The 15,797-nt window shown below is 41.7% G+C and carries 13 protein-coding genes; 11 read left to right on the top strand and 2 right to left on the bottom strand.

Features of this window, described 5'->3' with window-relative positions:
* The first annotated feature begins 23 nt into the window (after nucleotides 1-23).
* A complete protein-coding gene (locus tag DVG78_RS06470; RefSeq protein ID WP_114460237.1) occupies nucleotides 24-2,591 on the top strand; it encodes a hypothetical protein in 2,568 nt (855 codons plus the stop codon).
* A 55-nt stretch (nucleotides 2,592-2,646) separates the two neighbouring features.
* On the top strand, nucleotides 2,647-3,630 hold the full coding sequence (locus DVG78_RS06465) for a T9SS type B sorting domain-containing protein (RefSeq protein ID WP_114460236.1): 984 nt from the start codon (nucleotides 2,647-2,649) through the stop codon (nucleotides 3,628-3,630).
* 92 nt (nucleotides 3,631-3,722) lie between these two features.
* Here the strand turns inward: DVG78_RS06465 and DVG78_RS06460 are convergent, their stop codons facing one another.
* Both DVG78_RS06460 and DVG78_RS06455 read right to left on the bottom strand, forming a co-directional pair.
* Complete coding sequence (locus DVG78_RS06460; RefSeq protein ID WP_114460235.1) at nucleotides 3,723-4,619, bottom strand: ISAon1 family transposase; 897 nt, start codon at nucleotides 4,617-4,619, stop codon at nucleotides 3,723-3,725.
* Between the two features lie 7 nt (nucleotides 4,620-4,626).
* Complete coding sequence (locus DVG78_RS06455; protein ID WP_374755711.1) at nucleotides 4,627-5,067, bottom strand: ISAon1 family transposase N-terminal region protein; 441 nt, start codon at nucleotides 5,065-5,067, stop codon at nucleotides 4,627-4,629.
* A 366-nt stretch (nucleotides 5,068-5,433) separates the two neighbouring features.
* On the opposite strand from DVG78_RS06455, the gene DVG78_RS06450 reads away from it, so the two are divergent.
* From DVG78_RS06450 to DVG78_RS06410, 9 genes are all read left to right on the top strand, one after another.
* Nucleotides 5,434-6,672: a site-specific integrase gene (locus DVG78_RS06450; RefSeq protein ID WP_114460234.1), complete on the top strand. Its 1,239-nt coding sequence runs from the start codon at nucleotides 5,434-5,436 to the stop codon at nucleotides 6,670-6,672.
* Nucleotide 6,673: 1 nt separating this feature from the next.
* A complete protein-coding gene (locus tag DVG78_RS06445) occupies nucleotides 6,674-7,597 on the top strand; it encodes a hypothetical protein (RefSeq protein WP_114460233.1) in 924 nt (307 codons plus the stop codon).
* A gap of 116 nt (nucleotides 7,598-7,713) precedes the next feature.
* Nucleotides 7,714-8,052 carry a helix-turn-helix domain-containing protein gene (locus DVG78_RS06440; protein ID WP_114460232.1) on the top strand — a complete coding sequence of 113 codons (339 nt, stop codon included), beginning with the start codon at nucleotides 7,714-7,716 and terminating at the stop codon, nucleotides 8,050-8,052.
* On the top strand, nucleotides 8,049-8,348 hold the full coding sequence (locus DVG78_RS06435) for a phage antirepressor KilAC domain-containing protein (protein WP_114460231.1): 300 nt from the start codon (nucleotides 8,049-8,051) through the stop codon (nucleotides 8,346-8,348). The genes DVG78_RS06440 and DVG78_RS06435 overlap by 4 nt, the downstream gene beginning before the upstream one ends.
* Nucleotides 8,323-10,485, top strand: a complete 2,163-nt coding sequence (locus DVG78_RS06430; protein ID WP_114460230.1) for an AAA family ATPase — start codon at nucleotides 8,323-8,325, stop codon at nucleotides 10,483-10,485. The genes DVG78_RS06435 and DVG78_RS06430 overlap by 26 nt, the downstream gene beginning before the upstream one ends.
* A gap of 220 nt (nucleotides 10,486-10,705) precedes the next feature.
* Nucleotides 10,706-11,269, top strand: coding sequence for a restriction endonuclease subunit S (locus DVG78_RS06425; protein ID WP_114460229.1), 564 nt, complete (start codon nucleotides 10,706-10,708; stop codon nucleotides 11,267-11,269).
* An 11-nt stretch (nucleotides 11,270-11,280) separates the two neighbouring features.
* Nucleotides 11,281-12,846, top strand: coding sequence for a type I restriction-modification system subunit M (locus tag DVG78_RS06420; protein ID WP_114460228.1), 1,566 nt, complete (start codon nucleotides 11,281-11,283; stop codon nucleotides 12,844-12,846).
* Nucleotides 12,846-14,045 (top strand): restriction endonuclease subunit S, encoded by a 1,200-nt coding sequence (locus DVG78_RS06415; protein ID WP_114460227.1) that lies wholly within the window; start codon nucleotides 12,846-12,848, stop codon nucleotides 14,043-14,045. Before DVG78_RS06420 ends, DVG78_RS06415 begins: the two co-directional genes overlap by 1 nt.
* Entirely contained in the window at nucleotides 13,973-15,712 is a 1,740-nt protein-coding gene (locus DVG78_RS06410) for a DUF8451 domain-containing protein (protein WP_199563210.1), read from the top strand. The genes DVG78_RS06415 and DVG78_RS06410 overlap by 73 nt, the downstream gene beginning before the upstream one ends.
* Nucleotides 15,713-15,797: the final 85 nt, after the last annotated feature.

Here is a 15,797-nt window from a genome sequence, read left to right as displayed (position 1 = left end):
TTGAACTGTAAATGAATCATCTGATGAAAAATATCATTCTGAGCTTTCTTTTTTTTCTGCTTACTCTGACGAACGTCGTTGCTCAATATGCAGAACCCGCCGTTACCGGGGCGAACTTCGTGCCCGGTACTGTTGGCGTGGGACAAACCACGTTACTGACCATTAGTTTTGCTAATTCAGGCTCAACTCCGATTCCGGCAGGCTCCATAGAATTGACGATCAGTACCGCCAATAACTATTACTCTACGAATGGCACCACGGCTCCTGCCGGTACGGGAGGGGCTTTATTTACCTGGGTTTATTTGGGGCCGGATACGTGGCGCGGAAGCAATACCGCCGCTATTCCTGCTTTTGGAGGAGGTAATGTTACGCTTCAAGTCACCGGAACAGCACAATCGCCGGGGTTTGAAGTGACGAATATCAATGTACAACCGGTAAGTAATTTTGCCGCGTTTACAGATTCGCCCAATAACAATAACCTCCAGCCTAAATTACAAGTAAATGCAGCTTCGCTTGATACTGACGGTGACGGCACTCCTGACGTCACGGATACCGATGATGATGCGGATGGCATTTTGGATACACAAGATCCTAAACCGCTCGACACCGATAACGACGGTACACCGAACGCCACTGATACCGACGATGACGGCGACGGCATCTTGGATACGGCAGAAGCGCCGGGTCAAGGCCTCGACACTGACAACGACGGCACACCGAATGCGACGGATACGGACGATGATGGCGACAGCATCCCTGACAGTGCAGAGATCGGCGTATTGGACGTTACCGGTAAATATACCCTGCCCGACAGCGATGGCGACGGTTTGCCTGATTTAGCAGATGCCACAACTCCATTGGATACTGATGGCGATGGTATTGCTGATGCAACGGATACGGACGACGATGGTGACGGTTTGACCGACACCACAGATCCAAAACCTTTGGACACCGACAATGACGGTACACCCAACGCGACCGATACGGATGATGACGGCGACGGCATCTTGGATGGTGCAGAAGCACCGGGCCAAGGCCTCGACACCGACAACGACGGTACACCAAACGCGACGGATACCGATGATGACGGCGACGGTGTTTTGGATACAATCGAACAGGGAACGTTGGTAGGCGGTGTTTATACGCTTCCTGATTCCGACGGTGATGGCTTGCCTGATTTAGCCGATGCGTTGGATACCGACGGCGATGGTATTGCTGATGTCACGGATACGGACGACGACGGTGACGGTTTGACCGATACACAAGATCCAAAACCTCTTGACACCGACAATGACGGTACACCGAACGCGACCGATACGGATGATGACGGCGACGGCATCTTGGATGGTGCAGAAGCGCCGGGTCAAGGCCTCGACACCGACAACGACGGTACACCGAACGCGACCGATACCGATGACGATAACGACGGAATCCCCGATAGCACCGAACAGGGCACGTTGGTAGGTGGAGTCTATACGCTTCCTGACAGCGACGGCGATGGTTTGCCTGATTTAGCAGATGCCACAACTCCATTGGATACTGACGGAGATGGTATTAGTGATGCAACCGATACGGACGATGATGCGGATGGTCTGTTGGATACGCAAGACCCCAAACCGCTTGACACCGACAATGACGGTACACCAAACGCCACTGATACCGACGATGACGGCGACGGCATCTTGGATGGTGCAGAAGCACCAGGCCAAGGCCTCGACACTGACAACGACGGCACACCAAATGCGACGGATACCGATGATGACGGCGACATCATCCTTGACAGTGCAGAAATCGGCGTATTGGACGGTACCGGTAAATATACCTTGCCCGACAGTGACGGCGATGGCTTGCCTGATTTGGCCGATGCTTCCGGAACAGTTTGTGTAACATTGAACCTAAAAGTGTTGCTCGAAGGACCGTATGATACCGCTACCGATAAGATGGGTACGATGCTCAATCAGAGGGGGTTATTACCGGGTCAAACGCACGTAGGGCCATTCGGAGTGGATACTCCTGCGGGTCAACCGTATACGGGTGCTCCATGGAACTACAACGGCACCGAAGGTAGCCCAAGTATCACGTACGCAAACACCGTTGTGGATTGGGTACTGGTTTCGTTGCGGACTGATTCTCTTTCGGTTGCTTCTACCGTGTTACGCAAAGCGGCCCTGTTACACGACGACGGCCACATTACCTTCACGGATGCGTGTTATAGCTTGCCGACGGGTAACTACTTTGTCGTCATTGAGCACCGCAACCACATGGGAGTGATGTCAGGTAAAGTAAAAGTGCAAAGCAATACGCTCAACTTCGACTTTACCCAACAGGACAGCTATGTGATCGCCAACCCGCCATCATTTGGTCAAATCCAAGTGAACGGTAAGTGGATGATGCACGCTGCTGACGGTAAAAAAGACACCTTCACCGACAACTACGACATCAACTTCAATGATTCGCAGTTGTGGAAAAGTGAAAGTGGTTTCTTTGACAAATACCTATACGGTGACTTCAACATGGACGCTGACATTAACTTCTTAGACAGCGTGATTTGGAAGAAGAATAATGGCCGTTACTCTGTCGTACCGCGTTAATTGGATTCACAAGCCCACTTGGCAAAACCAAGTGGGCTTTAACCTTTGAAAAACCATGCAAAAGTTATTTTTTACCGTTGCATTGTATGCAGCGACGTTAAGCGGAGCATTGGCACAGGATGCCTTTTTCAATGCCCGGCTTACCCTCAAAAAAGTGGATTGCATTGATAAACGGGTGCAGATGGACGTGGAAATACGCTCGGTTCAGAAGGATGCCCCGTTTTATTTAGGCGATGCCAATTTTCGCTTTGGCTACGATGGACGCCTTTTGTCCCGACCTGCCATTGTGCAACAGCACAATTTCAGTCGTGAAGCAGCCAATGGTCAGGAGTATGGAGTGCAAAACTTGAACGGATCTTCAGAAAACATTGCTCAAGGACTGTTATCTCTCAATGTTTTTTATACTGGTTCAGGACAAAAATCTCAAAAAGTAACCTTAGAATGGATGAGTATCGCCACCATTCAGTTTGATATTGCTAATACCAGTATCAACACTCCCTCTCAAGTTCTCTGGTATACTCCGCAAACGTTCCCTAAATCGGGCTTGTCTGAAGTAGTGGCCAATGGCAATGAATTTCAGCTAAAAGTGGTAAAATCGGGCAGCTTTAGTAACGCAACTATTCCCGTGATTTCCGAAGCATGCCCCAATTTATCCTCCAATTCCTCTTCCGGTCCTTCGGTAACGACCAAACCTCCCACGCTTACTCCGTCTGACCCTTCGGTGACGGTTCCCGATCCCGACCCCATTAGCAATGTAAGTATTGGGATTGAGGGCGATGATTTGGTCATCCCAGAGGGTTTCTCTCCGAATGGTGACGGAGTCAATGACGTGTTTGCGTTACGGAATAAAAAAGGGGTAAAAATCAACCTGCAAATTTACAATCGTCTAGGTGTCCTGGTGTACACAAATGCCGACTATCGAAACGATTGGGACGGGCTTGATACCAACGGGAAGGGCATTTCAGAAGGTACTTATTTTTATGTCATCAAAACGGCCGATGGGCAAAATTATCGAAGAGCACTTACGATAGCACGCTAGTTAGTTGTCTGAATTACTGAGTAATTAAAAAACCCCGCTGAATTGATCAGCGAGGTTTTTTAATTACTCATGTTACGCATGAGTAGCTTGTTTTAAATTAGACAGTTCTTGGAAAGCTGCCTGAAGAATGGAATGCCCCTAACACCTCTGGAAGATGACCTAAATGCCTTGATCTTAGCATTAAAAGACACGGCCGAAGCATTTGTGCTCCTGTTGTTGAAGAAATTCAGGATGTCCAAATAATGTGTTTGAATAGACCTTGCGACAGTTTTGAAAGAATCAAGACCACACTCTTCCACTTCATTGTACCAAAGCGCCAATTTTTTGAAGGCCTGCTCTTTGGATTTACAAGCTCGAAAAATGGCTCGTAACCCTGTTGCCAATCGGTAGGCTCGCTCGATAATCGGGTAACGCTCAAAAAGCAATCTTGAACGTTGAACTTGCGAGCCTGTCCATTTGTCATGATGTTTGAATAACAAATACCTGCTTCTAACCAACAACTGTTTGAGTGTATCGCCGTTAGCTAGAATTTCAGGTTGACAAGGCAAGTTACTTTGCTTTGCAGTTTCAATCGCTTGATTTTCCTGATCAAGTGCCTGCCATCTGTATTTGACCCTGACTTCCTGAACCGCATCATAGGCTAATTTTTGGACATGGAACCGGTCGATGACCTTTGATGCCTTTGGAAAACAACGACTTACAATCAGTCCCATATTGGCTGCCATGTCTAGGGTCACCTCCCGAACTTTGCCTCGAATACGCTTCGAAATCTTGCTCAAAACCTCGATAACTGAGCTGGCTTGCGTCCCTTTTACCATCGCTACTAATGAACCTTTTCGACCTTTAGCAGCCTTGTTGGTTACAATCGTATAAAGTTCACCATTGGACAGTGAGGTCTCATCAATGCTTAAATATGGACCGATATTTTCAGAATATAAAAGCCAGTCGGCGGCATGCTCACGTTGCTTCCAATCTTTATAATCACTGATATGATCTTTATATGCTCTTGAAGTTGCTTACCATCCAAATGGAAATATTTACCCAACTGTGAACAACTAACAGGGTGATTATCAATACAGTCCTTTTAAAAAATCCCGCGGCGGCGTACCGTGCGAACTCTTTGGTCATCCGAGTCCCCTGTTGCACTACATTCCAGTCCCTGCTGATAATTTCGCCAGTGGCCTTAACTTCCCAACGACGACGTTTAATGCAAAGTGTAACACGATGATTACGAATGGGAAAGTCCTGAATATATATCTCAGGTAAAAAGCCTTTGGACTCTAATTTGTAATCTTTGTATTCGCCGGGTGGCAGATTCTTTTCTTGCAGATAGATGTGAAGACCCGTCAGGCCTTCAACGATTTTAGAAAGTTCGAAATAGTCGAGGATCCCCTCAGGTAATAGAAAACGAACTAAGGATAAGTAAGATTCTTGCAAGGCAGTCAATATTGATTCTCTGCAAAACAACTACATTTTTAGCTGCCCCCCTACTTTTCCAACGCTCTCCACAACTTTTGGTCTTGATCCATACTCTGTTTTGTGGTGCAAGTAGAATTAAAAAAGCACTTAACATTTCTGCTAAGTGCTTGACTTTTAGGGCTCCCGAGGCTGGGCTCGAACCAGCGACCCTCTGATTAACAGTCAGAAATTCAAGCTTTAGCTTCTTTTGTATTATTTAATAAATATTGCTGTATATCAGCTATTTACAAATCAGAAAGTTGGTCAACTTTAGATTCTTTTATTTACTTTTATCATATTTGTGTATCAAATTGTGTATCAAATTTTATTTCCATTTTTCCAGCTATGAAATCACATATACCAACAGCAAATGTTATTTTAGACACTCGCAAAGAAAAAAATGATGGAACTTACCCACTGAAACTACGCATCACATTTAATAGAGCACGTAAGTATTTTAATGTGGGTCTGCCATCACTCAGTCTGGAAGATTACAAAAAACTGGATTCATCTAAAGTACGAGACCCTTTCCTGAAAGATGTAAAGGTAAACATTACGGCCCGTGAGTCAAGGGCTCTTGATGTATTTAGTCAACTCAATCCATTTAGTTTTGACGAATTTGAAAAATTATTTTTCCCAAAAGAAGATGGAGCAGTATTCTCCAATGTGTATACAGCTTTTGATTCCTACATTACTAAACTGAAACAGCAGGGCAGAGTTTCAACAGCCACTTCCTACGAATCAGCCAAGAATTCCCTTCAACAATTCAAGAAGAAACTCATGTTTGAAGACATAACTCCTGACTTTCTCAATAGTTATGAACGGTTTATGCTTGCCAGTGACAAATCTTCAACCACTGTGGGCATTTACCTTCGCAGCCTACGAACCATTTACAACCAAGCCATAGAAAATGGTATAATTGGCAGGGAAAAGTATCCGTTCAGGAAATCAAAATTCCAAATACCCGCAGGTCAGAATATTAAAAAAGCCCTTTCATTGGCAGAATTGAAACAAATCTTTGAGTATGAAGCCATCCCAAACAGCCCAGAAGATAAAGCAAAGGATTTCTGGATATTCTCTTATTTGTGCAATGGCATAAATATCAAAGACATCTGCCGACTTAAATATTCCAACTTAGACGGGGATAGGATAGCATTCCAAAGGGCAAAGACTGAGCATACCAAAAAAGGTAATCAAAAGCAGATTGTGGTCTATCTGAGTGAACAAGCAAAAGCGATTATCACAAAGTGGGGTAATCCTAACCGATTGCCAAGCAATTACATTTTTCCTATTTTGCAACCTAATATTGATCCTCAGCGAGAGAGAGAATTAGTGCAGTACCTCACCAAGCAGGTCAACAAATACATGAAAAGGATAGTAGCTGAGCTGGAGATTGATAAACCAGTGACTACTTATGCTGCAAGACATAGTTTTTCAACTGTGCTTAAAAGGAGTGGTGCTCCCATTGAGTTCATTTCTGAAAGCTTGGGGCACAACAGCCTCAAAACCACAGAACATTACCTCGATAGCTTTGAAGATGATGTTAAAAAGAAATACGCCGAATCACTGACAAATTTTAATTGACATGAACTTTGAAGCTATTCAAAAATTAATTGCTGATGAAAAGGATGGAGTTACCTATAACGACTTTTGCAAACGTTTAAACTCCTATCCCATTCATCGGGACTCGTTGGGTGAGGAGGTCATTGGAATAATTGAAAGGGTGGAAGATGGAAGCTATACTGTAGAAGACTACGAAACTTATTTAACTTTTGACCTGACTCAATGTGACCGTTTGTGTGTAAATTCTAACGATGAAGTACAAGTACTGGCTTATGAGGAGCTACATGACAGCTATTACCAAGTCCGTCTTAACCAAAGTATGGAAGAGCTGTCCCGAGAATTTGAAGCATGGAAATTCAAATTAGTCGCAGAGTGTGACGAAGAGAGTTTTGATAAAATTATAAGCACTACTCAACGGAAGCTACGCTATTATGAAGAGGAGTTATTAGGTACAAAGTCGTTTGCTTCTTATCTTCCAATCATTCAATCAAACTTTCTGAAAATTGAAGATAGCCTACTGGAATTGAAGAGACGTCTTTGGCCAAAAAACGAAGTTATTGCTCAAAAGGAGCCAGAGTCAGTTGCGAACAGTAAGAATGAAAATAAATTCAACAGCATGGAGCTTGACTTGGTCAAAAAACATTTTTGGCAACTAACTCAAAAAATAAGTAAGGCAGGAGGAAAGCCACACCTCAGTGAGAAACAGTTTGAGCAATTTATTACGAACGCTTTCTCAGGCCATGATGACTCTCCTAAAGAAAAAATAAAAATGAATATCGCACACGGAGAATTCGGGACAATACGGTTTTTGTTTTATAAATTCTACGATTTGTGCAAAATTGATTATGAATCAACAAATCAAAACAAAGATAAATATGTTCGCTTGCTGACTGATAATTTTGAGGGATTTGACTACAAAAAAACTGCCGATAACTTTAACAAATAGGCTTAAAATACTGTGTTTGTACTATTTTAGTACTTTCTTTCTACTGAAATACTGCGTTTCAAATTCCCATTATTCAATCCAATAGTTTTGATCCGGAAAATCAAACAATTGGACAAATGAAAGAAAACGCAGTAATTATCACCACCCCCGCAGACCTCGAACAACTGATACAAACAGTTGTTGAGCGAGTTGTCTCCAACCACTTCCAAGTCAAAAATAAGGACGATCCAGACCTCACTTACCCAACAATTATGGGTACGGAGCAGGCTGCATCATTTTTGGGTATTGCCGAATCAACTCTTTACCGATACACCAGTAAGCGGCTCATTCCCTATCATAAAAGGTATCAAAAACTATACTTCAAAAAAGCGGACCTTCAAAACTGGGTTAATGAAGCACGCAACAATACAATTAATGAACTGAAAAACAGTATTTTAAAGACAAAAAAATTATGAATCAGACAATATATACAATGGCCGAGGTGACGGAAATCCTAGGCTTTAAAAACAAACAAAAGCTATTTGCATTTTTACGCAGGTACAATATACTACAAGGCCAGTTACCTGCTCGGGAATTTTTAGTTGTGGGCTATTTTGAAACCCGCCCTTACCACATATATGGCAAAAACGGGAAGTATGTTTTTAAAACCGTTCAATTGATTCAGGTCACTCCAGAAGGTTTGAAATTCATACAAAATCTCCACAAACTTTTAACAAAAGACCTGTATGCATCACCTTTTGCCAACAATTAATACTCCGCTAACAAAACAAACTATCTTGGCCGCTACCAACGGCGGTCTTGATATTTTCAGCCATTATATTTCAGATTTTGAACAGCCAAAGAAGGCTTTTAAGGCTGTTTTCAGAAAGGATGAGCACCCTTCCGCCAATGTGTTTCAGGGGGAGTCGGGAGTGTATATTTATAAGGATTTTGCGGAAGGAAAGCCAATAAATGCCATTGATTTTGTAATGAGGCTGAAAAATTGTCCATTTTATGATGCCCTCATTTACATAAACCAAGATTTAGGGTTACGTCTTAGGGAAGCACAAAACAGGGGCTCTTTTGAGGTGGGGGGAAGTTTTGACTATTGGAGTCAGTTTGAGGATGCCTCCACTACTGTTTCCCGAATTGCAGCAACCCTGACTAAGTACGAAGTAGCAGGTGTAAAAAAATACGTCACTGATAAAGGATATACGGTAAGCACCACAGCAGAAAATCCAGCTTTTGCTTTCAATTTGGGAGAGGGATATACAAAAATTTATCGACCATTAGAAAAGAACCCAAAGCACAAACACTGTTACATTGGCAAAAGAACTTCGACCTACCAAAGCATTTTTGGCCTTTCACAACTACCCGCACAATGCTCCGTTATTCTGCTCGTAGAAGGCTTAAAAGACTGCATTATTGCAAATACCAACCTGAATGAAGATGGCATTTACGCAGTTGGTTTGGACAATGTGAGCACCAAAATACCAGATGAAATTCTTCGACAGCTTCACTCCAAAGCTAACCATGTAATCCTATGCTTAGACACTGATGAAATAGGGCGTAAGGAAAGTAACCGCAAATCTCAGCAATATGGGTTACGCAATTTTATTTTACCCTCTTTGCTAAGTGAAAATGGTGGTAAGGATATTTCGGATTGGTTTTGTTTGAAATTGGATAAACGATTGTTGTTAGACAGCTTGGGGGAAGTGTTGGCTTCCCCTGAGCCAAAACTCAGCATAACACCCGAACCTAAAGAAAATAAGCCATTGCCCTTGCTGGAGTCTTTACTCGAAACAGAAAAGAAACTGGCCCAGCTAGCAACACAGCCAATTGTTTATTCTCCGCCATTGGTCAATATGGGGGAAGTACCCATTATTCGGAGAGGGACAATCAATATTATTCAGGGTAAGTATGGCTCCCATAAGTCAAGAATTGCGGAGGCATTTTGCAGTTTACTGATTGCCAACTCTTCCGATTGTATGCAGCACTGTCTTAATTTTGAAAGGACAGATGAGGCAATTACGGTGGTTTATATTGACACGGAACGGAACCTAAATGAAGAATTTCCTACTGCCATTCAATCCATTAAGCAAAAAGGCTGTTATGGAGTCAATGACACCCCAGTAGATTTTAGGTTTACATCCATCAAACAAGTACCCCGAAACAAAAGGCTACAAGCCGTAAAGACATTTATTGAACAGATACGTACACAAACTACCTACCCCATGTTCGTACTTTTGGATGTGGTTACGGATTGTGTAAGTGATTTTAACAATGCCTCGGAGTCAATGCAGTTGTTTGACTACTTGGGGAATTTGTGTGACAATTTTGGATGTACTTTTTTGTTGGTCATTCACCAAAACCCTAATTCTGACAAAGCACGCGGACACACTGGAACTGAAGCAACCAACAAAGCTTCTACCGTGATGCAGATTGGGTATGAAAAAGGGAAAAATAATGAGGATACCGACCTTATCAGTCTCAAATTTTTAAAAATCAGAAGTGCAAAAAGGCCAACACCTGTTCATTTGTTGTACGATGAAAACCAAAAAGGGCTTGTTTTGGCTCATTCTGATTTTATCCAAAAAATTACAGCAGAACGCAGACAGGTGGCAGACAGTGAATTGGTAGCAGAAAAATTGGGAGAGCTTTTGAAGCCTTCAATGCCCCAAAAAGAGTTGCTCTTGGTTCTTAAACAGAGCTTTGAGTGTTCAGAAAACACCCTCAAAAGCAGGTTGGAGGAAATTACTGAGAAGAAAATCGAAATCATTGACCACAAAGGCAACATCTGTACATTACGAGCCCACACGGCCAATGGAAAGCCAACGGTTTATGAATTGGAGGTATCGGAACAGATAACAGAAAGTGAGCAGCCTTTTATGATTTGTGAATTGTTCTAAAATTACCCAGCCAAGACAATGCCCTATAAAAGGAACATGCGTTTTGGTTGGTTTTTTACTGTTTTTTTAATGTCATAACCACGCCAAAGTAGCCTCCTGAGATACCTTTGATGGTACATTCTGACTAAAAAACTATTTTCAGTAGAAATGTTACCGACATATTTTCTTGTTTTTCAAATTACTTCCGCTAAATTTGTAGAAAATTTACTGACAAAAAAACTTGAAGTATTTATTAAAAGATATTGCCACCATTCAAACAGGCTTATACCCTAGCCCTAACTGGCTGGGGAATGATGTGGCTTTTTTGCAGGCCAGACACTTTGATGAAAATGGAGTTCTAACGGCTGCACTTCTACCTGAATTACCACTCAATGACCAAACCGAAAAGCACTTATTGCAGGAAGGAGACTTGCTGTTTGCAGCCAAGGGCTCTAAAAACTTTGTTGCATTGTACAGAAAAGAGTTTGGTCCATGTGTAGCCTCTTCCACTTTTTTGGTCATAAAATTAGCTAATAAGGAAGTAGAACCTGCGTATTTGGCTTGGTTTATGAATTTTCCAACCACTCAAAAATTGCTCAAAGGCAATGCTATCGGCACCTCTTTGCCTTCCATACCCAAAAACGTATTGCAGGAACTGGAAATAGATGTACCTACGCCCTCTACCCAACATACTATTGTAAAAATTCATACTTTGCAGCAGAAGGCGACTGCAATTCAAATGCAAATCATTGAGCTTAGAGCGACACAAATCCACCATCTTTTATTGAAAGCATCCCAAAAATAATGACATACCCGATGGAAAAATTGATTACCAGTACCGAAGTGAGGCAGATTGTATGGAAAGCCTGTGATACATTCAGGGGTATTATTGACCCAAGCCAGTACAAAGATTACATCTTGACCATGCTTTTTTTGAAGTATGTCAGTGACGTACACAAGGAAAAGCATAAACAATATCTCGAAAAATACCAAGGGGATGAAGCTCGGGCAGAAAGAGCCATGAGGCATGAACGATTCATTGTACCTCCCCATTGCAGCTTTGATTATTTGTATGAGCACCGCAATGAGGTAAATATCGGGGAGCTTATCAACATTGCCCTGAATGATTTTGAGGATGCCAACCGTGAAAAACTCAGCAGTGAGGATGGCAGTGGGGTATTCCGTAATATTGACTTCAACAACAGCAATTTAGGGGATGCTAAGGACAAAAATACTCGCCTCAAAAACCTGCTGATTGATTTCAGCAACGAAAAGCTCAATTTAGCCCCCTCACATTTGGAAGGAGCTGACATCATAGGTGATGCCTACGAATACCTGATTGCCAACTTTGCCAGTGATGCGGGCAAAAAAGCAGGAGAATTTTTTACCCCCAGTGAAGTTTCTACCCTTTTGGCCAAATTGACCAAATCAAAGCCCGGAGCCAGAATTGCCGACCCTACCTGTGGCTCAGGCTCTTTACTCATTAAAGCGGGTAAAGAAGTAGGCTCTCCCAATTTCTCACTCTACGGACAGGAAGCCAATGGCAGTACATGGGCCTTGGCAGTGATGAACATGTTTTTGCACGGTTTTGATAATGCCACCATTCGTTGGGGAGATACCATTCGTAACCCTAAACTCAAAGAGGGTGATACCCTGATGAAATTTGATACAGTTGTAGCCAACCCACCTTTTTCATTGGATAAATGGGGCAAAGTGGATGAAAAAGATGAGCAAAAAACCAGCAACAACTTTGACCCTGAAAAAGACACTTATAACCGCTTTTGGAGGGGTGTACCTCCTAAGAGCAAAGGAGACTGGGCTTTTATCAGCCACATGATTGAAACTACCTATGAGGGCCGTGGAAAAGTAGGGGTGATTGTTCCTCATGGAGTATTGTTTAGAGGCAGCAGCGAAGGAAAAATCAGGCAACAAACCATTGAAGAGAACATTTTGGAAGCTGTGATAGGCCTCCCTTCCAACCTGTTTTTTGGTACGGGTATTCCTGCGGCTATTCTGATTTTTAATAAAGGCAAAGGAGACAATACCAACGTACTATTTATAGACAGCAGCCAGCACTACGAAGCAGGCAAGAACCAAAATAAACTCCGCAGCACAGATATTGAGCACATTGTAGACACCTATCGTAAATTCAACGAAGGTCAGTTCTCAGCAGGGGTGGTAGAAGAAAAATATAGCTACGTGGCCACTTTTGAGGAGATACAGGCCAATGATTTCAACCTGAACATTCCCCGCTATGTTGATACATTTGAAGAAGAGGATGAAATTGATATTGCGGCCGTGCAACAGGAGATTGAAAAGCTGGAAGTGGAGTTGAAAATTGTACAGGCTGAAATGGGGAAATATTTAAACGAATTAGGATAATGAATCATTTACGAAATATACCTAGCGACTGGGAAATATTGGAATTAAAAGAGATTACAGAAAAAATAATGGTAGGTATCGCAAGCGCAGCAACACATGCTTACCGCAACACTGGAGTAATTCTCTTTCGAAATCAAAATATCAAAGAAGGTTTTTTAGATGATTCAGATTTACTTTTTATAGATGAAGCCTATGAGAGGGTACACAAAAATAAACGACTTAAAAGTGGAGATATTTTAATTGCCAGAACTGGCTATCCGGGTACAGCCTGTTTGGTACCAGATCTATACAATGGCGCTCAAAGTTTTACAACTTTAATAGCAAGACCCTATCATAACATTGTGAACAAAGAGTATCTCTGTTTTTATATTAACTCGGAGTTAGGGCAAGGATATTTTGAATTAAATCAAATTGGTGGAGGTCAAAAAAATGTGAATGCAGGAACATTGGAGTTTATGCCAATACCTTCCCCTCCTCTTCCCGAACAAAAAGCCATAGCCTCTTGCCTCAGTACGTGGGATGAAGCCATCCAAAAAAGCTCCCAACTCATCACTCAAAAAGAGCTTCGCAAAAAATGGCTAATGCAGCAGTTACTTACAGGGAAGAAGCGATTAAAGGGGTTTAGTGGGGAGTGGAAGGAAGTAAGATTTGGGGATATAACCTTAAATTTTTCTCGAAGGAATAAAGGACTGATTGATGCAAAAGTCTATTCAGTTACTAACACAAACGGCTTTGTTTTGCAATCAGACCATTTTGAAAGAGAAGTTGCAGGAAATGACTTATCAAATTATAAAATAATAAAGCGGAATGAATTTGCATATAATCCTGCAAGAATCAATGTTGGGTCATTGGCATATTTTGAAGACGAGGTTGGAATAATCAGCTCACTTTATGTATGTTTTTCAACTAAAAAAGACATACTGGACTATTATTTATTGCAATTTTTGAGGCTTGAACACACTAAACACCGAATCGAGAGTTTAGGTGAAGGGGGTGTAAGAGTGTATTTATGGTATGACCTCATAGCAAAAATCAAAGTTAAGTTACCTTCCCTCGAAGAACAAACTGCCATTGCCCAAATCCTGCAAACTGCCGACAAAGAAATAGAACTTCTCAAAAACAAGCTATGCCAGCTCAAAGAGCAAAAGAAGGGATTGATGCAGGTGTTGTTAACGGGCAAAAAGAGATTAAAGCTATGAATCAGCAAGAGTTAGAAAGCACACTTCAATACTTACAGAACTTGCCAAGCGAAACGGAAGTGGTGGAGTTTAAAGAGGCAAAAGCCAATTTTGATTTTAATAAACTTGGCAAGTATTTTTCTGCCTTAAGCAATGAAGCAAATCTAAAAAATCGCCCTTTTGCATGGTTGGTTTTTGGGATTGAAAACAAACATCATGCCATTGTTGGTACCCAATTCCGTACCTCACGGAAAGACCTTGATAGCCTAAAAGGAGAAATAGCCAACAAGACCACTTCGCGCATCACATTTATGGAAATTTATGAACTTCCACTAACTGAAGGTAGAGTGATTATGTTTCAGATACCCGCCGCACCAAAAGGGGTTCCTCTTGCCTTCGAGGGGCACTATTATGGCAGAGACGGTGAAGAACTATCTCCTTTGAATTTGGAAGAAATAGAGCGTATAAGGGCCCAAGCTATCAATAACGATTGGAGTGCTGGTATTGTCAAAGAAGCTACAATTGATGATTTAGATGATGAAGCAATTAAAGTTGCCAGATTAAATTTCAAAAGTAAGTCTCCGGATAAAGCTGCGGAAGTAGATAACTGGGATGATATAACCTTCCTTAACAAGGCTAAAATCACCATTAAAGGCCAAATCACCCGTACTGCAATTATACTTTTAGGAAGAGAAGAAGCTGAGCATTTTATTTCTCCAGCAGAAGCCAAAATCAGGTGGATTCTTAAAGATAGCAAAGGAGTTGAAAAAGACTATTTAATAGTCAGTTGCCCTATGCTTTTGGCAGTAGATAAAATATATACCAAAATTCGCAATCTCAAATATCGCTATATAAAAGACGATACTCTATTCCCCGATGAAGTGAATCAGTATGAGCCTTACAGTATCAGAGAGGCTTTAAATAATTGTATTGCCCATCAGGATTATACAAAGTATGGCCGTATAAATGTGATTGAAATGGAAGACCAGTTAGTGTTTACCAATCTGGGAAGTTTTATTCCCGGTAGTGTAGAAAAGGTTGTCAGAGAAGATGCTCCCGAAGAGCTTTACCGAAACCGTTTTTTAGTTACAGCCATGTTCAACCTAAAAATGGTAGATACAGTAGGTGGAGGAATCAAGAAAATTTTTAACTACCAAAGAGCCCGCTTTTTTCCAATGCCAGATTATGATTTGTCTGAGGGGAAGGTCAAGGTAACTATAGCCGGGAAAGTATTGGATATGGAATATGCTCGCATCCTAGCACAAAACAAAGATTTGACCTTGGAAGAGATAATGATGCTGGATAAGGTTCAGAAAAAACACTTATTGACTGATTTTGAAGAAAAACACCTTAAAACTAAAAAACTGATAGAGGGGCGTAGACCCAATTATTACATTGGCATTAAGGTGGCTCAAGAGACAGGCCAAAAAGCAGCGTATTCCAAAAACCGAGCTTTTGATAAAGATTATTATCTTGACTTGATAGTAAAAGCTATTAAAGAACATAAAAGTGTAGATAGAAGTGATGTGGATGAATTACTATGGAACAAGCTGCCTGACTGGATGAATGATAGACAAAAGAAAAGTAAGATAAAAAATCTTTTATCTGAACTGCGAATGAAAGGTACGATTAATAATGCAGGTAATGATGCAAAACCTAAGTGGATAATTACAAAGAAAGTACAATGATACAGTAAAAGAAGAAGTAAAAATGGTGTAAGAAAAGATACTAGAACTAGAAGAGATTAGAAGAGATTAGAAGAGATTAGAAGAG

Origin of the sequence: Runella aurantiaca, assembly GCF_003339505.1 — a bacterium.
Lineage (GTDB): Bacteria > Bacteroidota > Bacteroidia > Cytophagales > Spirosomataceae > Runella > Runella aurantiaca.
Note: the sequence above shows the minus strand (reverse complement) of the source record. Positions and strands in the feature narration are given on the sequence as shown.

Coding starts and splice junctions, on each gene's coding strand:
- DVG78_RS06465 (WP_114460236.1), top strand. CDS start 2,647: ATGCAAAAGTTATTTTTTACCGTTGCATTGTATGCAGCGACGTTAAGC.
- DVG78_RS06450 (WP_114460234.1), top strand. CDS start 5,434: ATGAAATCACATATACCAACAGCAAATGTTATTTTAGACACTCGCAAA.
- DVG78_RS06445 (WP_114460233.1), top strand. CDS start 6,674: ATGAACTTTGAAGCTATTCAAAAATTAATTGCTGATGAAAAGGATGGA.
- DVG78_RS06415 (WP_114460227.1), top strand. CDS start 12,846: ATGAATCATTTACGAAATATACCTAGCGACTGGGAAATATTGGAATTA.
- DVG78_RS06430 (WP_114460230.1), top strand. CDS start 8,323: ATGCATCACCTTTTGCCAACAATTAATACTCCGCTAACAAAACAAACT.
- DVG78_RS06435 (WP_114460231.1), top strand. CDS start 8,049: ATGAATCAGACAATATATACAATGGCCGAGGTGACGGAAATCCTAGGC.
- DVG78_RS06470 (WP_114460237.1), top strand. CDS start 24: ATGAAAAATATCATTCTGAGCTTTCTTTTTTTTCTGCTTACTCTGACG.
- DVG78_RS06410 (WP_199563210.1), top strand. CDS start 13,973: ATGCCAGCTCAAAGAGCAAAAGAAGGGATTGATGCAGGTGTTGTTAAC.
- DVG78_RS06440 (WP_114460232.1), top strand. CDS start 7,714: ATGAAAGAAAACGCAGTAATTATCACCACCCCCGCAGACCTCGAACAA.
- DVG78_RS06420 (WP_114460228.1), top strand. CDS start 11,281: ATGGAAAAATTGATTACCAGTACCGAAGTGAGGCAGATTGTATGGAAA.